Source organism: Haloferax mediterranei ATCC 33500 (assembly GCF_000306765.2).
GTDB classification, from domain to species: Archaea; Halobacteriota; Halobacteria; order Halobacteriales; family Haloferacaceae; genus Haloferax; species Haloferax mediterranei.
Genome location: NC_017941.2, coordinates 984,181 through 1,005,573, shown reverse-complemented (window position 1 = coordinate 1,005,573; position 21,393 = coordinate 984,181). Strand labels below are relative to the sequence as shown.

21 protein-coding genes are annotated in these 21,393 nt (G+C 62.1%); 13 read left to right on the top strand and 8 right to left on the bottom strand.

All coding sequences use genetic code 11. From position 1 onward, the window contains the following. The first annotated feature begins 114 nt into the window (after nucleotides 1-114). Nucleotides 115-1,071, top strand: a complete 957-nt coding sequence (locus HFX_RS05120) for a transcription initiation factor IIB (RefSeq protein ID WP_179955329.1) — start codon at nucleotides 115-117, stop codon at nucleotides 1,069-1,071. A gap of 51 nt (nucleotides 1,072-1,122) precedes the next feature. Beyond that, nucleotides 1,123-1,596, top strand: coding sequence for an NUDIX hydrolase (locus HFX_RS05115; protein ID WP_004572622.1), 474 nt, complete (start codon nucleotides 1,123-1,125; stop codon nucleotides 1,594-1,596). 21 nt (nucleotides 1,597-1,617) lie between these two features. Here HFX_RS05115 and HFX_RS05110 read toward each other — a convergent pair whose 3' ends face one another. Together HFX_RS05110 and HFX_RS05105 are read right to left on the bottom strand one after the other, a co-directional pair. Next, on the bottom strand, nucleotides 1,618-2,709 hold the full coding sequence (locus tag HFX_RS05110) for an asparagine synthase C-terminal domain-containing protein (RefSeq protein ID WP_004572623.1): 1,092 nt from the start codon (nucleotides 2,707-2,709) through the stop codon (nucleotides 1,618-1,620). Then, nucleotides 2,709-3,392, bottom strand: coding sequence for a PHP domain-containing protein (locus HFX_RS05105; RefSeq protein WP_004572624.1), 684 nt, complete (start codon nucleotides 3,390-3,392; stop codon nucleotides 2,709-2,711). The genes HFX_RS05110 and HFX_RS05105 overlap by 1 nt, the downstream gene beginning before the upstream one ends. A gap of 233 nt (nucleotides 3,393-3,625) precedes the next feature. Here HFX_RS05105 and HFX_RS05100 point away from each other — a divergent pair, with 233 nt between their 5' ends. Both HFX_RS05100 and purL read left to right on the top strand, forming a co-directional pair. Then, nucleotides 3,626-4,060 (top strand): CBS domain-containing protein, encoded by a 435-nt coding sequence (locus HFX_RS05100; protein WP_004572625.1) that lies wholly within the window; start codon nucleotides 3,626-3,628, stop codon nucleotides 4,058-4,060. Nucleotides 4,061-4,167: 107 nt separating this feature from the next. Continuing rightward, nucleotides 4,168-6,276 carry a phosphoribosylformylglycinamidine synthase subunit PurL gene (gene purL, locus HFX_RS05095; RefSeq protein ID WP_004572626.1) on the top strand — a complete coding sequence of 703 codons (2,109 nt, stop codon included), beginning with the start codon at nucleotides 4,168-4,170 and terminating at the stop codon, nucleotides 6,274-6,276. A 188-nt stretch (nucleotides 6,277-6,464) separates the two neighbouring features. Here the strand turns inward: purL and HFX_RS19980 are convergent, their stop codons facing one another. Beyond that, complete coding sequence (locus HFX_RS19980) at nucleotides 6,465-6,638, bottom strand: DUF7550 family protein (RefSeq protein WP_169330953.1); 174 nt, start codon at nucleotides 6,636-6,638, stop codon at nucleotides 6,465-6,467. Nucleotides 6,639-6,756: 118 nt separating this feature from the next. On the opposite strand from HFX_RS19980, the gene HFX_RS05085 reads away from it, so the two are divergent. Further along, nucleotides 6,757-8,556, top strand: coding sequence for an alpha-glucosidase (locus HFX_RS05085; RefSeq protein ID WP_004572628.1), 1,800 nt, complete (start codon nucleotides 6,757-6,759; stop codon nucleotides 8,554-8,556). Between the two features lie 12 nt (nucleotides 8,557-8,568). Here HFX_RS05085 and HFX_RS05080 read toward each other — a convergent pair whose 3' ends face one another. Next, nucleotides 8,569-9,213, bottom strand: coding sequence for a VOC family protein (locus HFX_RS05080; RefSeq protein ID WP_004572629.1), 645 nt, complete (start codon nucleotides 9,211-9,213; stop codon nucleotides 8,569-8,571). A gap of 143 nt (nucleotides 9,214-9,356) precedes the next feature. Between HFX_RS05080 and hisF the strand changes: the two genes are divergently transcribed. Further along, a complete protein-coding gene (gene hisF / locus HFX_RS05075; protein WP_004572630.1) occupies nucleotides 9,357-10,169 on the top strand; it encodes an imidazole glycerol phosphate synthase subunit HisF in 813 nt (270 codons plus the stop codon). A 278-nt stretch (nucleotides 10,170-10,447) separates the two neighbouring features. Continuing rightward, nucleotides 10,448-11,044 carry a DUF1684 domain-containing protein gene (locus HFX_RS05070; protein ID WP_004572631.1) on the top strand — a complete coding sequence of 199 codons (597 nt, stop codon included), beginning with the start codon at nucleotides 10,448-10,450 and terminating at the stop codon, nucleotides 11,042-11,044. A 93-nt stretch (nucleotides 11,045-11,137) separates the two neighbouring features. Here HFX_RS05070 and HFX_RS05065 read toward each other — a convergent pair whose 3' ends face one another. Beyond that, nucleotides 11,138-11,428 carry a DNA-directed RNA polymerase subunit L gene (locus tag HFX_RS05065; protein ID WP_004572632.1) on the bottom strand — a complete coding sequence of 97 codons (291 nt, stop codon included), beginning with the start codon at nucleotides 11,426-11,428 and terminating at the stop codon, nucleotides 11,138-11,140. Between the two features lie 26 nt (nucleotides 11,429-11,454). After that, nucleotides 11,455-12,441 (bottom strand): MBL fold metallo-hydrolase, encoded by a 987-nt coding sequence (locus tag HFX_RS05060; RefSeq protein ID WP_004572633.1) that lies wholly within the window; start codon nucleotides 12,439-12,441, stop codon nucleotides 11,455-11,457. Between the two features lie 147 nt (nucleotides 12,442-12,588). On the opposite strand from HFX_RS05060, the gene HFX_RS05055 reads away from it, so the two are divergent. From HFX_RS05055 to HFX_RS05045, 3 genes are read left to right on the top strand one after another with little or no spacing between them, the layout of a single operon-like run. Beyond that, nucleotides 12,589-13,710 carry a DnaJ domain-containing protein gene (locus HFX_RS05055; protein WP_004572634.1) on the top strand — a complete coding sequence of 374 codons (1,122 nt, stop codon included), beginning with the start codon at nucleotides 12,589-12,591 and terminating at the stop codon, nucleotides 13,708-13,710. Nucleotides 13,711-13,768: 58 nt separating this feature from the next. Beyond that, on the top strand, nucleotides 13,769-14,443 hold the full coding sequence (locus HFX_RS05050) for an MBL fold metallo-hydrolase (protein WP_004572635.1): 675 nt from the start codon (nucleotides 13,769-13,771) through the stop codon (nucleotides 14,441-14,443). Between the two features lie 48 nt (nucleotides 14,444-14,491). Further along, on the top strand, nucleotides 14,492-15,298 hold the full coding sequence (locus tag HFX_RS05045; RefSeq protein ID WP_004572636.1) for a DUF4097 family beta strand repeat-containing protein: 807 nt from the start codon (nucleotides 14,492-14,494) through the stop codon (nucleotides 15,296-15,298). Between the two features lie 338 nt (nucleotides 15,299-15,636). On the opposite strand, the gene HFX_RS05040 is transcribed toward HFX_RS05045, so the two are convergent. Together HFX_RS05040 and HFX_RS05035 are read right to left on the bottom strand one after the other, a co-directional pair. Then, nucleotides 15,637-16,263, bottom strand: coding sequence for a uracil-DNA glycosylase family protein (locus HFX_RS05040; protein ID WP_014732226.1), 627 nt, complete (start codon nucleotides 16,261-16,263; stop codon nucleotides 15,637-15,639). Between the two features lie 88 nt (nucleotides 16,264-16,351). Then, nucleotides 16,352-16,825 (bottom strand): DUF5793 family protein, encoded by a 474-nt coding sequence (locus HFX_RS05035; protein WP_004572638.1) that lies wholly within the window; start codon nucleotides 16,823-16,825, stop codon nucleotides 16,352-16,354. A gap of 109 nt (nucleotides 16,826-16,934) precedes the next feature. Here HFX_RS05035 and HFX_RS05030 point away from each other — a divergent pair, with 109 nt between their 5' ends. From HFX_RS05030 to HFX_RS05020, 3 genes are all read left to right on the top strand, one after another. Beyond that, on the top strand, nucleotides 16,935-17,432 hold the full coding sequence (locus HFX_RS05030) for a DUF7549 family protein (protein ID WP_004572639.1): 498 nt from the start codon (nucleotides 16,935-16,937) through the stop codon (nucleotides 17,430-17,432). An 89-nt stretch (nucleotides 17,433-17,521) separates the two neighbouring features. After that, nucleotides 17,522-19,216: a type II/IV secretion system ATPase subunit gene (locus tag HFX_RS05025; RefSeq protein ID WP_004572640.1), complete on the top strand. Its 1,695-nt coding sequence runs from the start codon at nucleotides 17,522-17,524 to the stop codon at nucleotides 19,214-19,216. A gap of 1 nt (nucleotide 19,217) precedes the next feature. After that, on the top strand, nucleotides 19,218-21,323 hold the full coding sequence (locus HFX_RS05020) for a type II secretion system F family protein (RefSeq protein WP_004572641.1): 2,106 nt from the start codon (nucleotides 19,218-19,220) through the stop codon (nucleotides 21,321-21,323). Nucleotides 21,324-21,393: the final 70 nt, after the last annotated feature.

Genomic DNA, 21,393 nt, shown 5'->3' with positions numbered 1-21,393 from the left:
TCAGATATAAGTAATCGCCCTCAATACGAATAGGTGGAGAACGACCGTTCCCAGTTGCTTCTCTCGCACACAATGACAGAAAGTGTCCGACGTTTCACGACAGATAGCGCGCGCGTGCGCAATGAAAAAAAGAAAGATTCCAAGCAGACAGAGACCGACCGAGAGCAGGCGCTCTCGTGTCCCGAATGTGGCTCGGAGACGCTTGTCTCCGACTCGGAACACGGAGAGACCGTCTGTGACGAGTGTGGTCTCGTCGTCCAAGAAAACGAGATAGACCGCGGCCCGGAGTGGCGTGCGTTCAACTCCTCGGAGAAAGACCAGAAGTCCCGTGTCGGTGCCCCGACCACCAACATGATGCACGACAAGGGGCTTTCGACCAACATCGGCTGGCAGAACAAAGACGCCTACGGCCGCTCGCTCTCGTCTCGACAACGCGAAAAGATGCAGCGACTCCGCACCTGGAACGAGCGCTTCCGCACCCGCGACTCCAAGGAGCGGAATCTCAAGCAGGCGCTCGGCGAAATCGACCGGATGGCCTCCGCACTCGGCCTTCCGGAGAGCGTCCGCGAGACTGCGTCCGTTATCTACCGCCGCGCTCTCAACGATGACTTACTCCCCGGCCGTTCTATCGAAGGCGTCGCAACAGCAGCGTTGTACGCCTCCGCCCGCATGGCAAGTACGCCTCGGTCGCTCGACGAGATTACGAGTGTTTCGCGCGTCGAAAAGGAAGAAATCGCTCGCACGTACCGGTACGTCGTCCGCGAGCTAAAGCTCGAAATCAAGCCCGCAGACCCCGAACAGTACGTCCCACGATTCGCCAGCGAACTCGGACTGTCCGACGAATCCGAGCGCCGCGCACGCCAACTCTTGAAAAACGCCAAAGAACAGGGTGTCCATTCAGGGAAGTCCCCGGTCGGCCTCGCCGCCGCCGCAGTCTATGCGGCCTCGCTTCTCACCAACGAGAAGGTAACACAAAACGAGGTATCCGGCGTCGCTAACATCTCCGAAGTAACTATTCGCAACCGCTACCACGAACTGCTCGAAGCCGAAGAGCAGGCCCAGATGCCCTGACCGGTCTGGTCTTTTCGCAACACCGATAACACACCAACTGTAGCCACGGGTATGGAGACGACCCGACACTTCACCTCGACGGTGTACATCGTCAACGACGGCGCAGTCGCCCTCCACCGACACGAACGTCTCGGCATCCGCATTCCGCCGGGCGGTCACGTCGACCGCGACGAACTCCCCCACGAGGCGGGCTTGCGCGAAGTCCGCGAGGAGACGGGTCTCAATCCGACACTCGTCGATGACACCGACCCGGTTCCCGCACCCGGTGGCGAGGCGCTTCCCCACCCGCGGTACCAGATGCTCTACGACATCAACGTCCACGACGACGGCGAGGTCGGCCACCAGCACATCGACCACATCTACTACGCCCGCGTCGACTCCCGCGATATCGACCCCGCACCGGGCGAAGCCGACCTCGAAGCGTGGGACTGGTACGGCCCTGCGGACCTCCGTGAGAGCGACCTCGACGAGGATACGATTCAGATCGCACTGGAAGCTATCGAGGTCGTCTCCGGCAGCAACTGAGTGGCCGCTCTGAAATCGCCGCTACTCTAACAGCGACCGCACGTATTTTTCGACGTGGTTGTCTATCCGGCGTTTGAATCCCGCTTGCCGGGCGAGTCGGTCGAGTTCTCTGGAGGCGTACGTGCCGTACTGCACCGCCTTTTTGTTCGCCTCGGCGACTGACTCCGGAATACTGTCCTTTGCGGCTTCGCGGAGGGCGACTTTCCGCCGGTCGCCGTCCACGAGTAACTCACCCGGAAGCGGGAGCGCGGCGTCCACAACTCGGTCGTGGAGCAGCGGAGCAACCGGTTCGACGCCCGCCGCGCGAAGTACGAGCACGTCGCGTTCGAGTTGGTCGGGGAGCGTGTGAATCAGTTCTCGGGCGGCCCCCCGAACCGTCTCGGCTTCGACGCGGGGGTCGTCGGGGGCCTTGGCGACCTTGGCGTAACCGCCGAAGAGCTCGTCCGCGCCCTGTCCGACCGCGAGGCGGTCGTAGCCGTCGGCTGCGACCTGCTCGGCGAGCAGATACAGCGGCAAGACGATTTGCACGTCCATCGGATTCGTCCGCCCGAGTGCATCGACGATTTCCGGGACGGCGCGTTCGAGCGCGTCGTGGGAGAGTTCGACGACGCGGAGGTCTCTCCCCATCGCATCGGCGGCGTCGCGGGCGGCGGCGATGTCGTGTGAGCCTTCGAACCCGGCGACGTAACACGGGGCGTCCGGAACGCCAGCAGCGACGACCGCGGAGTCGACGCCGCCAGAGAAGGCGACGGCGAGTCCGTCGTCGTCAACCGAGCGAACCGACTCGGAAACGGCGTTGCGGACGCGGGCGAGGGCATCCTCGCGGTCGGTGGCAACCGGTGGGTCGGGAAGTTCCCAGACGGATTCGTCGCGACCGGCGGACTCACCAGTCATGTGACGGGCGTGGCCCGGCGGGACGGCAACCGGGTCGGAGAGGTCGCGGTGGTCGAACGACCACGTCTCGGGGTCGTCACGTTCGGAAAAGAGCGGTTGGCGGCCGAGCACGTCGCGGACGAGACGACTATCGACTTGGCCCGCGAACCCCGCGGTTCCGGGGAGCGGGTCGCGGCCGTCGAGCGCGCGCCGAGCGAGAGAGGAGTCCGCGCCGCGCATCACAGCAAGTCGTCCAACGCGTGTTTCACGCGGCGTTTCGCTCCACCGGCCGCCTGCTGGAACGAGATGCGCCACGGAGTCTTGCTGCCGACGACACTGGTTCGGCCTTCGGTGATGGCGTCGAGGATGGCATCGGCGGTTCGCGTCTCGGTCCCGACTTCCGTAACGGCCTGTCCGACCATCTCGGCGATGTGCGCGTCGCTTCCGGCGGTCATTGAGAGGCCGCGACGCTTTGCGAAGCGCTCTGCGCGCTGATTTGCGATGCCGGTCAGGAGTCGGGAGTTATAGATTTCGATGGCGTCCGCCGCGGCGAGTTGGGCACGGGAGATGTGCGGAGCCACGCCGTGGCGCGACTTCTGGAACGGGTGGGGGATAACAGCGATGCCCCCGGCGTCGCGGATGCGGTCGAGTGTCTCATCGTACGAGAGACCTGCGGGAATCAGCTCTTCGACACCCAGTGCGAGAACGTGCCCTGCGGCGCACGTGACCTCCATTCCCGGGATACCGACGAGTCCGTAGTCCGACGCGAGGTCCGCGGCTTCGAGACTGGCGTCGATTTCGTCGTGGTCGGTCACGGCGAGGGCGTCTAACCCGACCGCGACCGCCTGTTCGAGGAGGTACTCGATTGGGTCTCGTCCGTCGTATGACAGCGACGAGTGTGAGTGCAACTCGACCGATAACACATCGTCTCCTAACAAAGGCGGCTAAAAAAGCGCCCCGGTCCCGGTGTGATTGGGGTGGGTGAGTCACGCACAATTGTTAGCTTATGAATCTCTCCCCTACGAGACGTTCTGTATCCGGCGAGATACCGTACGAACGTGAAATAATGTAAGAATATAGATATAATATCGTGGGTTGCGAACTATTGGCACGGTGGTAGACCCCCCACGTGAGAGGGCCACCAGGGAGAAAGAACATGACCGTACGAGACATCGCACGACCGAAGGACGAACTGGTAACCGCAACAATAGACACACCCATACAAGAACTGGCGAAGATGATGGAAGACCGGATGGTCGGGTCTGTCATCGTCGCCGACGGCGACTCAGTTGAGGGTATCGTCACGGACCGTGACATCGCGCTCAAGTGCGTCGGTGCTGGCGGAAGCGTCTCCGAGATGAAAGCGAAAGACGTGATGACGGAAAAACCGTTCACCGTGGACGCGAATACCGGCGTCTACGAGCTATTCCGGAAGATGCACGAACACGGCGTCCGGCGCGCACCCATCGTCGACGATGGCAAGCTTAGCGGCATCATCACCTTCGATGACCTGCTCGTCCTCCTCGAAGACGAGATGCACGAACTGAGCGAAATCGTCCGCGCCGGGTCACCGCCGTACACGCCAGCCTAACCCGTCGGCAGTCGAGTCTACGGGCGATTCGCACCGGCCAACTCATTTTTGCGCACGTTTGTGCACATAGAAAGGGTTTACAATGTGCGTTCTGACCATACCAATGAATGACGCTTCCCGACGCGGACCGCGACCTCGTCGTCGCCGAACTCGGTAGAGACCCGACGCCGGCCGAGGAGATACTCTTCGAAAACCTCTGGAGTGAACACTGCGCCTACCGGTCGTCCCGACCGCTCTTGTCGGCGTTCGACTCGGAAGGCGACCAGGTCGTCATCGGCCCCGGCGACGACGCCGCCGTCGTTTCGCTGGACGACGACACGTACATCACACTCGGCATCGAGAGCCACAACCACCCGTCCTACGTCGACCCGTACGACGGCGCGGCCACGGGTGTGGGCGGCATCGTCCGCGACACCCTCTCGATGGGCGCGTACCCCATCGCCCTCGCCGACTGCCTCTACTTCGGTGACTTCGACCGCGAGCACTCGCGGTACCTCCTCGACGGCGTCGTCGAGGGAATCGCCGACTACGGGAACGCCATCGGCGTCCCGACGGTGACCGGTGCGACCTCCTTCCACGAGAAGTACGAAGGTAATCCGCTCGTCAACGTCGCCTGTGTCGGCCTGCTCTCAGCCGACCGCCTCGTCACGGCCGAAGCACAGAAAGCTGGCAACAAACTCGTCCTCATCGGCAACTCGACCGGTCGCGACGGTCTCGGTGGCGCATCTTTCGCTAGCGAAGACCTCGCAGAAGATGCCGAAACCGAGGACCGCCCGGCCGTACAGGTCGGCGACCCGTACACGGAAAAACTCCTCATCGAGTGCAACGAGGCGCTCATCGACGAGGACCTCGTCGAGTCCGCCCGCGACCTCGGGGCCGCCGGTCTCGGCGGCGCATCCTCCGAACTCGTCGCCAAGGGCGGCTTCGGCGCGCAAATCGACCTGAAGGCGGTCCACCAGCGCGAACCCAACATGAACGCCTTCGAGATTCTGCTCTCGGAGTCCCAAGAGCGCATGTGCTACGAAGTCGCGCCGGAGAACGTCGAGCGCGTGCAGGAAATCGCCGACCGGTTCGACCTCGGAAGCGAGGTCATCGGCGAAGTCGCCGAGGGCAACTACGTCTGTACCTTCGACGGCGAAACCGTCGTGGACGTGCCGCCGGAGTTCCTCGCCGAGGGCGCACCGATGAACGACCTCGACGCTGCCGAACCAGAATCCGCCGAGCGCGACCTGCCCGACGCAGACCTCACCGAAGCCTTCGAAGCGGTCGTCTCCGACCCCAACACGGCCTCGAAGGAGTGGGTCTACCGCCAGTACGACCACGAGGTCGGCCTGCGGACCGCTCGTCGCCCCGGCGACGATTCGGCACTCCTCGATATCCCCGAAGCGGGAACGAAACTCGCCTTTACCGCCGGTGCCGACCCTAACTGGACGAACGCGGCCCCCTACGACGGTGCCCGCGCGGTCGCCCTCGAAAACGCGACCAACCTCGCCGCGAAGGGCGCGACGCCCCTCGCAACCGTCGACTGTCTGAACGGCGGCAACCCCGAGAAACCCGACGTGTACGGCGGCTTCAAGGGAATCGTCGACGGCCTCGCCGACATGTGCAGCGCACTCTCGGTCCCCGTCGTCGGCGGCAACGTCTCCCTGTACAACGACTCCGTCTCCGGTCCGATTCCGCCGACGCCGACGCTCGCGATGGTCGGCGAAGCGGACGGCCAGTCGCCCGGTCTCTCGCTCTCGGGAGAAGGTGACCTCTTCCTCGTCGGCACCGGCGGCGAGGCCCTCGGTGGCTCGGCCTTCCTTGCCCACGCCGGTGGCTCGGACGCCTTCCCGACGCTCCCCGATGCCGAAGCCGCCGCGACGGCAGTCGAGACGCTTCGAACCATCGCCGCCGCCGACTCCACGCTCGCCGTCCACGACGTGAGCCACGGCGGTCTCGCGGTCGCACTGGCCGAGATGGTTACCGAGGATGTCGGTGCCGACGTTTCGACCGACGACCTCGTTGCGTTCTTCGACGAGACGCCCGGCCGCGTCGTCGTGGAGACGACCGACGAAGCCGCCCTTCGCGACCTCGCCGGCGACGTGCCCGTCGTCGAACTCGGGACGACGACCGACGACGCGACGCTTTCCGTTGCTGTCGATAGCGACGAGTTCGCCTACGGCGCAGGCGACATCGCCGACCTCCGCGACGTACTCACCCGCGAACTGGACTAATTCGAAAACCCTCTTTCTGCCCCATCTTTGTCTCCGTTTCTGTCCTCGTTTCGACCACCATCTTTGTCTCCGCTTCTACCCCGCATCTACCCGCTTCTGCCACTCTTTCCGTATCCGTCTTCGAGACACTGGCGTGGCGACGCGGCAGAAAAACGGAGAGAAAGCTGAAGTCGTTCGAACTGCCGGTTCTACGCGAGAATCAGGGGCAACCCGAACGTGACGGCGAGACCGACGGCGAGGACGAGAACGCCGGTCGTGACCTGGCCCATGCTGAAATCCTGCATCGGAGAGGTAACTCGGCCGTCCTCGCCGGACTGGTGGTCATCGTGGTCGTGGTCGCCCGCGTGGTGGTCGTCGCTCATACGCGACGCGACGGGTTCGCGGTACAAAAACGCACCTAACCGTCGTCCTGCGACGGCAGCGTTCGACCATCGTCGGCGCGTCTGTGGCGACACACAGACCTAAATCCCGTGCGGAACTATGGCCTATGTGAACTCTCGACGCCCACCTGACGAGCGCCGCTGGTGGAAAGAGGCCGTCGTTTACCAGATTTACCCGCGAAGCTTCAACGATTCTGATGGTAACGGCGTGGGCGACATCCCGGGCATCATCGAGAAGGTGGAGTACCTCGACGACCTCGGCGTGGACTGCGTCTGGTTGAATCCGGTGTACGAATCCCCCGGCGTCGACAACGGATACGACATCTCGGATTACCGCGCTATTTTGGACGAGTTCGGGACGATGGCCGATTGGGAGGCGCTCCGCGACGCGCTCCACGAGCGCGATATCCGGCTTATCATGGACCTCGTGGTGAATCACACGTCCGACGAACACGAGTGGTTCGTCAAGTCGCAGTCGGCGAAAGACAGCGAGTACCGCGATTACTACTGGTGGCGTGAAGGACGCGACCCCGACAAGGTTGCCGCGTCACCCAACCGAACCACCCTCGACCCCGACGACTACGACACGCCCGACGGGGTGAACGAGGTTCCGCCGAACGACTGGGAATCCTTCTTCGGCGGCCCCGCCTGGACCTACGACGAACGCACCGGTGAGTGGTATCTCCACCTGTTCGACGAGCGAATGCCCGACGTGAACTGGGAGACAAAAGCCCTGCGCGAAGAGATGTTCGAGATGATGGAGTGGTGGCTCGACAGGGGTATCGATGGGTTCCGAATGGACGTTATCAATCTCATCTCCAAGCCGGACGGCTTACCCGACAGCGACGACCCGACGGCTATCGTCCGCGGTGCGGACAAGTTCGTCAACGGCCCGCGTATTCACGAGTATCTCTCGGAAATCTACGACCGGGTGCTCGCCGGAACCGATTCGATGACGGTCGGCGAGATGGCCGACCTCACCGTCAAACAGGCGAAAGACTTCGTCGGCGAGGACGGCGACGGCATGAGCATGGTGTTCACGTTCGACCACATGCGCCTCGACATGACAGACGCCGGTCGCTGGTCCTATCACGAGTGGTCGCCGCGGGAACTCAAAGAGTCGATGTCCCACTGGCTGGAAGGACTCGCCGACGATGGCTGGAACTCGCTGTTTCTCAACAATCACGACGAACCGCGGATGGTCTCTCGCTTCGGCGACGACGGCGAATATCGAACGGAGTCAGCTAAACTGCTCGCGACGCTTCTGCACACCCTCCGCGGAACGCCATACATCTATCAGGGCGAGGAGCTGGGAATGACAAACTATCCCTTCGACTCCCTCGACGAGGTACGCGACGTGGACACCATCAAGAACGTCCGCGCCGCCCAGCGGTCGGGGCGACTCGCCGACGAAGACGTGATGGACCTCGTCCGCTACCGAACCCGCGACAACGCCCGAACGCCGATGCAGTGGGACGACTCGCCCAACGCGGACTTTACCGACCCCGACACGACGCCGTGGATGCCGGTCAATCCGAACAAAGACGAAATCAACGCCGCGGACGCGAGAGACGACCCGAATTCTATCTGGCACTACTACCGCGACCTCATCTCGCTGCGCAAGGAGCGCGACGTGCTCGTCTACGGTGATTACGACCTCCGTCTCTCCGACCACGAACGGTTGTGGGTCTACACGCGGACGCTGGAGACGGACGAAGGGCGTTCAGATACCTTGCTCGTCGTTCTCAATTTCGGCGGCGACGAAACGGTCTTCGAGCCACCTGCGGACCTCGTCGGGACCGATGCGAGTCTACTCATCTCCAACTACGACGCCGACATTGAGTCGGTCGAGCAGACGACGCTTCGCCCGTGGGAAGCCCGCGTCTACGACCTCGCGTAGATTCCACTGCGACTACGGCCTCGCGTGGTCTCCCGTCCCATCCGCATCTTCGACCAGCGACCGCATATCGAACCGCTGTGTCTCGACTTCGCTCCCGCCGAGAAGTGCCCCCGTCACTGCGGGAGTCGACTCGCGCACGGGGACGACCCGAAGGTTCGACACATCGCCGACGACTGTCCGAATCGCCCGGTCTATTTGGTCGCGCGCCTCCACCGGGACGACCAACGAAACTTCGCGGAAGTGGCAGTCGGTCGCGTCGCCGAGTTCCGACACGAGGTCGCTGTCGGGCGACTGGAGTTCGATTCGGAAGCCCCACGGGGTGACGAGGAACGTCCGGCGCTCGTTTTCAGTCACCGACCAGTCGCGCGCCTCGGCCCGCTCGACGACCGCCGCAATGTCGTCGACTATCACGCCGAAGTGGTCGAACGCCAGTCGCGGCGCTGGCGTGAGCGTCACGTCGGCTGTGCCGCCGCGGTTCGTCTGTAACCGAAGTCGGAAGTCGCGTGGGGCATTCTCGTCGGGTTCCAGCGCGACCGATTCGCCGTCGACCGAACCGAAGCGCGCTGCGGGCGTGATGCCGAACGACGAGAGGACCGTGGCCGCATATTCGACATCGGGAACGTGGTAGTGGAGGTGGAAGAGAGTCGATGCATCCATGCCACTGACAAGTCCGGAGAGCGGTATCAGTGTAGCGCCACCGCCGCCAGAGCGGCCACTTCCACGGGCTGGACGCGCCGAGTGGAGCCACCTGCCGTAGTCGAAACGGTGAAACGGCTCTTTCGCCAACGATTCGGTAACGAATGCTCACGAAGCGCATCATCCCCTGTATCGACGTCGACCTCGACGAGGACGGCAATCCGGCCGTCTATACCGGGGTCAACTTCGAGGACCTGAAGTACACGGGTGACCCCGTCGAGATGGCCAAACGCTACAACGAGGCGGGCGCGGACGAGTTCGTCTTTCTCGACATCACGGCCTCCGCCGACGGCCGCGAGACGATGCTCGACACCGTCTCGAACGTCGCCGACGAGGTGTTCATCCCGCTGACCGTTGGTGGCGGCATCCGCACCCGCGACGACATCAAAGAGACGCTCCGCGCCGGTGCCGACAAAGTCTCTATCAACACCGCGGCGCTGGAGAATCCCGACCTCATCGAGAAGGGTGCCCGGTCCTTCGGAAGCCAGTGTATCGTTATCTCGGTCGACGCCCGCCGCCGCTACGACGAAGAAGGCGAGTTCTACGCCGACGTCGACGGCGAATCATGCTGGTTCGAATGCACCGTCAAGGGCGGCCGCGAAGGAACCGGCGTCGACGTGGTCGAGTGGGCCCGCGAGGCCGAATCCCGCGGTGCTGGCGAACTCTTCATCAACTCCATCGACACCGACGGAACGAAAGACGGCTACGACATCCCGCTGACGAAAGCCGTCTGCGACAACGTCTCGACGCCCGTTATCGCCTCCTCCGGGTGTGGTGGTCCCGAAGACATGCACGAGGTGTTCACCGAAGCCGGTGCAGACGCCGGTCTCGCCGCCTCTATCTTCCACTTCGACGAGTACTCGATTCAGGACGTAAAGGAGTACCTCGACGACCACGACGTGCCGGTTCGTCTGTAAGGAAAGCCACTCCTTTCTGTTCGGTCGTTTTTTACGCTCCCTTTTCCGTCCTCCTTCCTCTTCCCTCTTCCTCTCCCTCTCCCCCTTCCTCTTCCCCTTCCTCTTCCCCCTTCCTCTCCCCCTTCCTCTTCCCCTTCCTCTTCCCCCTTCCTCTCCCCCTTCCTCTTCCCCCTTCCTGCTGCGGGCATTTTCCGCGCATTCCCTCCTGTTGCGGTCGTGCGTCCCCTGCGCAGTCGGAACCAATCTTAACCTCATCTGGCGACAAATCTCGATTCGCGATGACCCACGACGCTTCTTGGCTCTCAGAACTCCGGAAACACCGCGAGCAGAAGGACCGCTTTCTCGCCACGGATACCCACTCGCCGATTCCGGCAGACCAGCGCGAACACTTCGACGGTCTCGATTACTTCGACCCCGACTCGAACCTCCGATACGAACTCGAACTACAGGAGTACGACGACCCCGAAACCATCACCATCGGGACGTCGACCGATGGCGAGCGCGAATACCTCGTCTGGGGCCGCTTCGCGTTCGAACTCGACGGGGAGACGTACGCTCTCGACGCCTACCGCTCGACTCCCGACGAGGACCGGCTCTGGGTCCCCTTCCGCGACGAGACGAACACGAACGAGACCTACGGTGCTGGCCGGTATCTCGACCTCGAAGCGTCCGACCGGACCGACGACGGCCGGTGGGTCCTTGATTTCAACTACGCGTACAACCCGTTCTGTGCGTACTCTCCACGGTACGAGTGTCCGCTCGTTCCGATGGAAAACTGGTTGCAGGTCCGCATCGAGGCGGGTGAGATGAACTACGAAGGACCCGGCGGCTCAGAAGGTGGACACAGTGCGCAGGGCCACGGGCACGCCGACTAAGCGGGCGCGACCAACGGAAACAGCGTCTACGCGAAAGGCACACACAGAGACGCGTCGCTCAGCGGGTGAGAAACGAAGAGAGAAGTCCGTAGATTAGGCGTCGATACCGGCTTCGTAGGCCGAAGTGATGTTTTCGGCGGTGTTCTGTACGCCGCGGGCGGCCTCCCCGAGCGCGTCGAGGGGGTCGACGCCCGCTTCCGTCTTGATAGAGAGCACGGGGTCCGTCTGGCCGCCGGACTGTTCGGGGTTCACGTCGTAGGTGGCCGCAGTGACGCTTTCGGTCTCGAGGAGTTCACCCTTCAGCACGTTCATGAAGGTGTGGTCCTCGCCGCCGATTTCGATGCGGAGTTCCTCGTCGGTCTTGTCGATGACCCGCAGTTCCATGGCTCTCCGTTCCCTCCAGCGGCGTTTTAACGTTTCGTCTCGGGTACAGGGACGAGTTCGTCTACTGCAACGTCGCCGGCGGCCGCCACGTACTCGGTGCCGTCGCGCTCGATAACGCCCTCGGCGACGAGGTGGTCGAGGTGGGCAAACGCCTCGCCGGGACCGTGGAGGATGTGGATGTTCGAGAGGTCGCCGAAGAGGTGGGCACTCACGGTCCATGCGTCCGCCGGGCCGTGTTCGTCGAGCACCGAGAGGACGCGCCGGGTGCGCTCGCGGTGGTGCTCGGCGATGACGCGCGCTCGTTCTGCCGGGTCGTCGATGGGGTCGCGGTGACCGGGCCACGCCCGCGCGAAGTTCTGGTCGGCGAGGCGAGCGAGACTGTCGAGGTAGGTTTCGAGCGGTCGGTCGACCCGGAGGTCCGCGCCGCCGACGTTCGGCGTGTATTTCGGGAGAATCACGTCGCCGACGAACGCCTCGCGGCCGTCGTCGCCGTCGAAGGCAAAGGCGCTCAACCCGGCGGCGTGGCCGGGGAAGTGGACGACTTCGAGTTCGTCGTCGCCGGCGGCGATTCGGTCGCCGTCTTCGACCGGGGTGACATCGACGCGGTCGCCCTGTAGTTCGTCGTGGCCGTCGAGGAACGAGGTCACTTCGTCGAGCGGGCCATCGGGAATTCCCCATTCGCTGAAGCGGCGGTCGCGGATATCGCGCTCTTCGGCGAGCGCTTCGGGGTCGCCAGCAACGATACCGGCGTCGTCCGCGTGGACGTAGACTGACGCGCCACTTTCAGCCTGTAGTTCACCTGCCAAGCCGGTGTGGTCCGCGTGCCAGTGCGTGAGGACGATTGCTTCGAGGTCGGACACCTCGTACCCGGCCGCCTGCAAGCCGTCTCGAACGTCGTGCCGAACCGAATCCGTCGCGACGCCGACGTCGACTAACGTCGGTCGGTCGCCGGGGATGAGGTATGCGTTGTTCCGGCCTTCGAAGACGGTGTTTCCGAGCCGAATTCGTTCCATGCGGCCATCTGGCCGTGGAGGTTCATGATTATTCCGAAGGAACTCGGCGGTGTCAGTGACCCGTCAACACCGAGGGTGGAGAGACATATCAAACGCTGATATGCCCGGTACATTCAAAAGCCGTCGTTGCATCGAATCGCACATCGAATGCCGGTGGACTTCTACGAACTCCTCGGGGTCGAACGCGACGCCGAGAGGGGCGAAATCAAGCAAGCCTTTCGCCAGAAGGCGCGGGAGTACCATCCCGACGTCAACGACGACGAGCGAGCGCCAGCGCAGTTCACCGCCGTCAGAAAGGCCTACGAAGTCCTCACCGACGAGGCAGAACGCGCCGACTACGACCGGATGGGTCACGGGAAGTACGTCGAAAAACGGCTCGATGGCCTAGCCAAGTTCAAGTTCCCCGGGCAGGCCGGACAGGAAGAGAGTACAGATACAACCGACACAAACGCCCGCTCGTCTTCTTCGGGGTCGTCTTCCTCATCGTCCGCTTCCTCATCCTCGTCGTCCGCTTCGTCTTCCACTTCCTCGTCCTCGTCGTCCTCATCGGCCCGGTCATCTACGCCGAATCAGTCGTCGTCCCGTGCTTCATCCTCGCGGACCACAGCTTCGCGGTCATCGTCCGCAGGGTCGACATCCTCGTCAACTGGGTCGTCCAGCGGGTCGTCCCGAACTCAAACCAACCGTCGGTCATCAGACACTAACCGCCGAGCGTCGCGAACCGGCGGCGGGAGAACGACCAATCGGTTCGAGCGCGAGAAAAACCGCTCTGAAGCTACAACCACGACCGAGCGCGACGCGACGAACCCGCTTTGGTACGGATGGGGACTCACGCTCGCCTCACTGCTCGTGTATCTCGGTAGCTTCGGGTGGTACCTCAGCACAACTGGTTCAGAGTTCGTGACGGCGCTCCTCTCGATAGACACGGGTGCACCGGTACAGGCGCTTCTCGCGTCGTCTCCACTCTCGCTCCCGAGTATCGCCGCGCTGCAAGTCGCCGCCTCGTCGTCGCCGACGACGCTCATCCTCCCGGTGGCTTCGGTCCTTCTCGCGACCACGCTTCTCGCCGTCATCGGTCGATTCGGACACGCGTGGACGACGTGGCTCTACGCGTTGGCTGCCATCGTTCCGGTGCTGGTCATCGCGGCGGGCGCACTCGGATTCACTCGGCCCGTTGCTATCGACCTCTTCGGACTCGTGATTTGTCCCCTTATCGGGGGCGGCGGGTTCTTGGCCGATGCCGGTCAGTACCTCTTTGCCTCCCGGTAGGTCACCGAATCGGCCGAGTCTGCCGACGGTTTTTGTCGTCTGAGCGCAAGGTCGATATATGAGTGCGTTGCGCGACTCGGTCCGTCGGTTTCGACTTCGTGGGGTGAATGCGTATCTCGTTTCCGACGATGGCGACGTGGTTCTCGTCGATGCTGGCACGCCGTGGGACCGCGACCGGATGCTGCGTGGTCTCGTCGATGCCGGGCTTACTGCGGGTGACATAGACCGCGTCCTCGTGACGCACTACGACCTCGACCACGTTGGGACGCTTGCTGCTCTCGGACTTCGCTCGGACGTCCCAATCCACATCGCAGAGCCGGACGCGTCGTATGTGACGGGACAGTCGAAGCCACCGATTCGCTCGCACAAAGGTCTCCTCCAGCGACTCTTCTCCCCACTACTTGAACGGCCGACGAACCCGGTCGAAGTCGTCAACGACGGCGACGAACTCGGCGGATTCGTCGCGTACCGAACGCCGGGACACACACCCGGGCACACTGCATACGTCCACGAGCAACACGGCGTTGCGTTCGTCGGCGACATGGCCCGCGAATCGGATGGAAAACTCGCGCCAACGCCGTGGGTGATGACTGCCAACAGAGCCGAAAACCGCCGAAGTATCCGCGAGTTCGCCGACCGTTGTCCGGCAGTCGACGTGATTGCGACGGGCCACGGAGACCCGATACTGCAGTACGGATACGGGGCGTTGAAACGTCTCGCTGACCGCGTTTAAAAACCTCAGTCGAAAAACACATCGTCATTCCAGGGTGTTTGTGAGTACATGTTATCCCGCACCAGACGTTCCTTCCTTCGACTCGGTGCTGCGCTTGGAATCGCCGGACTCGCAGGGTGTACGGCACCGGGAATCGAGGCACGCGAAGAAGAGACTCGAACAGTCTCGGCCGCGGATGTCGAATCAGTCGAGGTACTGAACAGTAACGGAGGTATCCAGATTCACACGTGGGATGAAGACGGAATCGAGCTTCACATCGTCAAACGTGGATTTTCCGCTGACGATTTCGACTCGGTGCAGGTCGATGCAACGGGGGACAAACCACTCACTATCGAGCGAGTCGACCAAGCTGAGGCTGCCGACCGAGTCAGCGTCAACCTCGAGGTTCGCGTCCCGCCGGAACTCCCAGTCGGTCGTGCGACGACGACGAATGGGGGTGTCGACATCCAAGGGACCACCGGTGACCTCGAAACGCAGTCGACGAACGGAAGCGTCGAAGCACGCCGAATCGACGGGTTTGTGGCGCTTTCGACCACCAACGGAAGCATCACTGCACAGGACGTGGGCGGCATCGACACGGCCCAGACCACGAATGGCTCGGTTGAAGTAGACGTTCCAGCGATTCGTGACGACACGACTATCGAGTCCTCAAACGGGGGCGTCGATGCGGCGCTCGCTCAGGAATTAAATGCTGAACTCGTCGCACAGACGACTAACGGGTCGGTCGAATCGACTGGCCTCTCGTTGTCCGACGCCACTTCCTCTCGGACCGGGCTAAGCGGGACGCTCAGCGAGGGTGGGCCGACGCTCGACGTATCGACCAGTAACGGCGACATAGAGCTGTCGCTCTTGTAAGGAGTAAGAGCGGGGACCGCGGCCGAGCGCGAGTCCCCGGACTGACCAAGCCACTGCGAGGAGCACCAGTCTCACAGTTGCCTGACGCGCCCGGCGGAAATGAATCGAACCACGCGCGTCATCACCACGTTGGATGCTTGTTGTAAAAAGTCCTTTGTTCTCGCCAATTTGGACCATGGCCTCCAGAACCTCTGGATAAATATACTCTTATTTCACCCATTTAGCCGCATTTAGTGAACAAATGATAACCCTAATGGTTCTTACTGGACGAACGAACGGCAGAATCGTGAAGAATTCAGAGAATCGAACGACTACGGTCGAATACGGTCGAAAGTACGTTATCTGACCAGGTACGGGTCGGCTCCGGGCATGAATCGACCGAGATCGGATTCACGGCGGAAGTCGGTCGACTGGAGTTCCAACAGTCCAACGACGAGTTCGTCGTGGTCGCCGTCGTCCCACTCTACCGGGTCCTTGATAGGCAATACGAGAAAACCACTGCCTCGGAGTTCTGTTCCGTGCAGTTCCTCCATGTCGATGGTCGTCTTCCAGCCGACGGACGTGTAGTTGTTCAACACGTGTTCCGTCGCCACCGCGCCGACCGGGAGGAGTACGTGCGCGGCGATAGCGCGGAGTTCCGCGTCGAAGAACCGCTCCATGTCGGTATAGTCGGCTGCTGTCGGGGTTCCGTCCGGCACGCACATGTGCAGGTACGAAAAGAACGTTCTGTTCACTGTCGGTTCGTCGCCCGTCGTTTCCAGCAGACCGGCCTCCTTGAGCGCCGCTTGGAATCCATCATTCGCATCGGTCGTAAACGGTACGCCGGTTTCGACACCGCCGTGGACGTCCGGATGGTCGCCGATGACGTGAAAGTCAGCGTTGGCGTCGCCGTAGCCGGGGACGAACCGGTCACACGACGGTCGCATGTCGAACGGGTTTCTCGTGCGGTCGGTTACGTTCCTCACGCTACGCTCTGCGGAGGCAGCCGATAAAGAAGACGTGGTTCGGGCCGATATCGTACATTAACGAACGTGAGCGTCGGAGTACCGCGGCTCAGAGTTCGACGCCAGAGGGGATGAGACTCTGACCGCGAAGCAACGTTCCATCGCCGTCGTAGACAAGGAACGTCGACTTCTCAAAGGTCGCAAAGTGCTCACCTTCGATAGAGACATCCACGCGATATCGTCCGTCGATATTGTCCGAGGCTCGACCATACTCGCGAGCCGCACCGATAAAGTGGAGTACGTCGTCCGCGTGGGCGTTGAGTTCTAGTACGTAGTCGCCGGTCAGTCGGTCTGTCACACTCACGACGCCTCGTGCATCAGGGTCGTCGATAGCGCCTTGAAGTCGGAAGGTCACGTCCAACTCCTTGGCGGCGAGTACCTCGCCACCGGAGGCGGTAAAGCGCGCTCGAAGCTCTTCGGGCGGGCCATAGAAGTCGATGGAGACCGTCGGTTGGTGAGGGTCACCGCTGTCCTCGTACCAATCGACGTCACGGACGTCGAGTTCGAAGTAGTCACGCCGCATTCCGTATCCCTTCGTTGTACTGCGCTACGTATTAACGTGACGCCCCTTTGCCGACCGATATCCGGATGTGGTCGGTAGTTTTTACCCGTCGCACTGTGCCGATTACCGCATGGTTTGGGTCCGCTCTGAACACGCAGGTGCGCTGGCAGTCATCTCGACGTGGCTCTGTGCACTCCTCCCGTGGAACATCACGTACACGGCGAACATCGCTGGGGTGAGCCTTCTGTACGTCAGATTTCCGTTCGCCGAAATCCAGTATGCGTGGGGACTCTCCCAGCGCGTTGCCGTCCGCGACCCCCTTTCCGCGATGGCGCTCCAGTCGGGGCAGTCTGTCGCCACCGCCTATCAGGCGTGGGTCGTCGGCGCGGCGCTCATGGCGGTCGCCGTCCTCTTTTCGGTCGTCTACTACCTGCGCGAAGAGCGGGTCGAAGCCGGTCCCGTCGACCCGGTTCGACTCGCTGGGGGTCTCCTCGGACTCACCGGCGTCGTTCTCGCAGTCGCCACGTATCTGTTGGCGACTCGCGGGATTCCCGGCATCCCGCTCCCGCTGGGCGTCATTATCTCTCTCGTCTTTGGCGGCGTGTTGCTGACAGTCGACCGCACGTGACTGCACACTCGTAAGCAGCGTATATTCACGATTCGCGGACCATTTAAGTAGGGACCCACCTTACCATCTGACCAACTCACCGGGTGACGATGGCACGAGAAACCAAGGGAGACGCGAGACCGCCATTCGATTCGTCGGCTGACCGAGGAGTTTTTCGACTCCTTCGAGACGGCGAGTTCGACATCGCTGCGTCAGAAATCCGTCGAATCCTCCAGCGGACCGCGGAGATGCTTCGCGGGTCGAATCTCGACGTGCTGCCGTTGACCCCGGGTGAAACACCACTCGGAACCTACGACATTCCCGACGGACACCACGAAATCGACCGCTACTGGGTAAATGCCCCGTTCGCGTACGTAGTCATTACCTACGACACGGACGCAACCGCCCATCAGTACCACACTGTCGAACCAGACCTCGACGAGTTCGAGGCGTCGCTGCTCGAACGCATTCGAACCGACATCCGCGACCCGCTGTTATACCGACAGAACGCCGACCCGACTTCCGAAAAGGCGCTTATCGAGGAGTTGCAGTCGCTTCTCGAACAGTACGGGCTGGAATTGGGGATGGACTCGTTTTACACGCTGTTGTATTATCTTCGGCGTGACTTCCATGGATACGGCCCGCTCGACCCCCTGATGGACGACCCGCACATCGAGGATATCTCCTGTGACGGGTACGACCTCCCGATTTTCGTCTACCACGACGAGTACACAGACATCGGGACGAACATCGCCTTCAGAAAGGAGGAACTCGATAACTTCGTCATCCGCCTCGCACAGCGTTCCGGGCAACACATAAGCGTCGGCGACCCGGTACTCGGGACGACGCTCCCGAACGGTGCTCGTGCGGAGTTGGCACTGGGCGAAGAAGTCACTCCACGAGGGTCGGCATTCACCATCCGATTGTACGCCGAAGAGCCGTTTACTCCCATCGACCTCGTGAAGTACGGCACGTTCTCCATCGAGCAGATGGCGTACCTGTGGCTCTGTATCGAACACAACAAGAGCCTCATCTTCGCGGGCGGAACTGCGTCCGGGAAGACTACCTCGATGAACGCGGTGTCGATGTTCGTTCCGCCGCGGTCGAAGGTGCTTTCCATCGAGGACACCCGCGAACTCGCGCTGTACCACGACAACTGGCTCTCGTCTGTCACCCGTGAGCGACTCCACCAGGGGTCGGACATCACGATGTACGACCTCCTTCGGTCGGCGCTTCGTCACCGCCCCGAGTACATCATCGTCGGCGAGGTTCGTGGCAAGGAAGCCGTGACGCTCTTTCAGGCGATGAACACGGGCCACACGACGTTCTCGACGATGCACGCAGACAGCATCGAGACGGTCATCAACCGATTGGAGAACGAACCGATTAACGTCCCTCGTGCGATGGTCCAGTCGCTCGACCTGCTTTGTGTGCAGACACTCACCCGTCACGAGGGCGAGCGCGTCCGCCGTTCGCAGGCTATCGGCGAAATCGGCGCAATCGACCAGCGGACGGGCGAACTCGACTACTCGTCGGCCTTCTCGTGGGACCCCGAAGACGACACGTTCGACCGGAACGATAGCTCGCTACTCGACGAGATTCAGCGAGAAAACGGGTGGTCCCGGACCGAACTCCGGCGCGAACTTCGAAACCGCGAGGAGTTCCTTCAGTACCTCCTCGACAAGGAAGTCTCCGACTACCGACGTTTCACCGCGCTCATCAACGAATACTACGCCGATGCAGACGATGTGATGGCGCGCGTCGAAGCCGACGAGAACGTCGTCGATACCAGCTCGGGTGCCTGAGATGCATCTTCTGTTGTCTCTCCTGCCGCTTGTCGCAGCAGTCTGTCTCGTACTCCCTGTGCTTCTCTCGCCAGTGAGTCAACGTGCTAACCTCCTGGTCACGCGGGTCGCCCTCCCGATTTTCGGTTTTTACGTCGCAAACGAGAGTTCTCGTCGGAGCGAACAACGGCGACGACTCAATGCGGCACACGTGAGCGCCACACACCGTGTGTACGCCTCACGAACGCTACTTATTGCGGGCGTGTTCGGTATCTCTGGGAGTATCTTCGGCGTCTACCTCGGCGCAGGCGCGTTCGAACTGCTCGCTATCTCTTCGGAGACGATTCGGACGATGCTTCCCGGGGCACTGCAATTCCTCAGTAACCTCACGAGTATTCAACAACTCTCAGTACGCGATTTGTTCCTCACGCTCCTATTTTCGAGTGCGACGCTCGGGACGATACTCGCACGCGGAATCTACTGGCTTCGCTGGTATTACCTCGTCGAGGTCGCCAGGACACGGTCATCCGAAATCGAGGCGACGCTGCCACGAACGGTAGCGTTTACCTTCGCGCTGTCGCGGTCCGGAATGCCGTTTCCGAAGGTGCTCGAAACGCTCGCACGCAACGAGTCGATTTACGGCGAAGCCGCCAGTGAAATCGGTATCGTCGTCCGCGACATGGACGCGTTCGGGACCGACGTCATCACCGCGCTACAGTCGATGTCGACATCGACGCCGAGTCCGAGCCTCGAAGAGTTCGGGGAGAATCTCGCGAGCGTCCTCGGCAGTGGTCGAAACCTCTCGGCGTTCCTCCGCGAGCAGTACGAGCGGTTTCAAGAACAGGCCGAAGCGCAACAACAGCAGTATCTCGAACTCCTCTCTACGTTCGCTGAAGTTTACGTTACCGTACTCGTCGCGGGGCCGCTGTTTCTTATCACCATTCTCGTCGTCATTGGACTCGTCCTCACCGACACACTGACCATCATCCGAGTCATCGGCTACGTCGCGATACCACTGGCGAGTTTCGGGTTCGTCGTCTACATCGACAGCCTCACCGAGTCGCTCCGAGGGGCGATAACTGTCGATAAAGACGCCGAGATGGCGAGCGCCTCGGCACATACTCAGATACTGAGCGATGCTTCCCGACCAGCCACTGACGGCGGTGAAACTCCCGACAGATGGCAGGCAAACCGCGAACGACTCGCAGCGTACGACCGGTTCCGCTGGGTTCGACAGTGGCTCGACCGCCCGCTGGATAAACTCGGTCGACAACCTGCGATGACGCTCGTCGTCACGGTTCCGCTCGGACTTGCCTGGGTCGCGTTCCAGTCGTCGATTCCCGCCGACCCGACGATACTCGAAGCGGTCAACGCTGTCGACCAACACGTCGTGGAGGCGTTTATCGTCGCGCTGCTTGTCATCTCGCTGTTCCACGAGATTCGAAAGCGCCGGATTCGGGCGATAGAGCGGAATATGCCGGACTTTCTCGACCGTCTCGCGAGCGTCAACGAGGCCGGACTCACCGTTGTCGAGAGCCTTCGGCGCGTGGCCGCATCGGACCTCGGCCCCCTCAGCGACGAAGTCAAACGTACCTGCCGGGACATCGACTGGGGGGCGGATGTACAGACCGCCCTCCGTCGGATGGACCGCCGAACGACGAGTCCGATGATTTCGCGGTCGGTCACGCTCATCACGAATGCGATGAGTGCCAGCGGCGACCTCGGGCCAGTGCTTCGAATCGCCGCCAACGAGGCACAGGACAGTCGTCGACTCGCCCGCGAACGGAAACAGGAGATGATTACCTACCTCCTCGTCATCTACATCTCGTTTTTCGTCTTTCTCGGCATCATCGTCGCCTTGACCGTCGCGTTCATCCCGGCGGTCGAACAGGCGAGCACCGGCGCGATTGGCTCCGGAGAGGTGTCGGGCGTCTCCACGGGGGCGTTCTCCGGACTGCGCGAAGTGAAGACCGTCGCGTACACGGTACTGTTCTATCACGTCACTGCCATTCAGGGCCTCTGTTCGGGGATTATCGCCGGACAGTTAGGTGAAGGGCAAGTCGCAGACGGCGTCAAACACGCCGCGTTGCTCCTGTTTTTCACCTACGCGGTCTTCCTCGTTATCTGAGTCGGGTGCGAGGCAGAGCCGATGGCGTCCGCCCGCGCCGACACGACCCGTGCAGTCTTTGTTTCACCGT

Bases quoted from the DNA above. Each gene is read 5' to 3' on its own strand.
- HFX_RS05020 (WP_004572641.1), top strand. From the start codon at position 19,218: ATGCATCTTCTGTTGTCTCTCCTGCCGCTTGTCGCAGCAGTCTGTCTC.
- HFX_RS05025 (WP_004572640.1), top strand. From the start codon at position 17,522: ATGGCACGAGAAACCAAGGGAGACGCGAGACCGCCATTCGATTCGTCG.
- HFX_RS05060 (WP_004572633.1), bottom strand. From the start codon at position 12,441: ATGGAACGAATTCGGCTCGGAAACACCGTCTTCGAAGGCCGGAACAAC.
- HFX_RS05035 (WP_004572638.1), bottom strand. From the start codon at position 16,825: ATGCGGCGTGACTACTTCGAACTCGACGTCCGTGACGTCGATTGGTAC.
- HFX_RS19980 (WP_169330953.1), bottom strand. From the start codon at position 6,638: ATGAGCGACGACCACCACGCGGGCGACCACGACCACGATGACCACCAG.
- HFX_RS05070 (WP_004572631.1), top strand. From the start codon at position 10,448: ATGACCCACGACGCTTCTTGGCTCTCAGAACTCCGGAAACACCGCGAG.
- HFX_RS05115 (WP_004572622.1), top strand. From the start codon at position 1,123: ATGGAGACGACCCGACACTTCACCTCGACGGTGTACATCGTCAACGAC.
- HFX_RS05100 (WP_004572625.1), top strand. From the start codon at position 3,626: ATGACCGTACGAGACATCGCACGACCGAAGGACGAACTGGTAACCGCA.
- HFX_RS05050 (WP_004572635.1), top strand. From the start codon at position 13,769: ATGAGTGCGTTGCGCGACTCGGTCCGTCGGTTTCGACTTCGTGGGGTG.
- hisF (WP_004572630.1), top strand. From the start codon at position 9,357: ATGCTCACGAAGCGCATCATCCCCTGTATCGACGTCGACCTCGACGAG.
- HFX_RS05080 (WP_004572629.1), bottom strand. From the start codon at position 9,213: ATGGATGCATCGACTCTCTTCCACCTCCACTACCACGTTCCCGATGTC.
- HFX_RS05030 (WP_004572639.1), top strand. From the start codon at position 16,935: ATGGTTTGGGTCCGCTCTGAACACGCAGGTGCGCTGGCAGTCATCTCG.
- HFX_RS05110 (WP_004572623.1), bottom strand. From the start codon at position 2,709: ATGCGCGGCGCGGACTCCTCTCTCGCTCGGCGCGCGCTCGACGGCCGC.
- HFX_RS05085 (WP_004572628.1), top strand. From the start codon at position 6,757: ATGGCCTATGTGAACTCTCGACGCCCACCTGACGAGCGCCGCTGGTGG.
- HFX_RS05045 (WP_004572636.1), top strand. From the start codon at position 14,492: ATGTTATCCCGCACCAGACGTTCCTTCCTTCGACTCGGTGCTGCGCTT.
- HFX_RS05055 (WP_004572634.1), top strand. From the start codon at position 12,589: ATGCCGGTGGACTTCTACGAACTCCTCGGGGTCGAACGCGACGCCGAG.
- HFX_RS05065 (WP_004572632.1), bottom strand. From the start codon at position 11,428: ATGGAACTGCGGGTCATCGACAAGACCGACGAGGAACTCCGCATCGAA.
- purL (WP_004572626.1), top strand. From the start codon at position 4,168: ATGACGCTTCCCGACGCGGACCGCGACCTCGTCGTCGCCGAACTCGGT.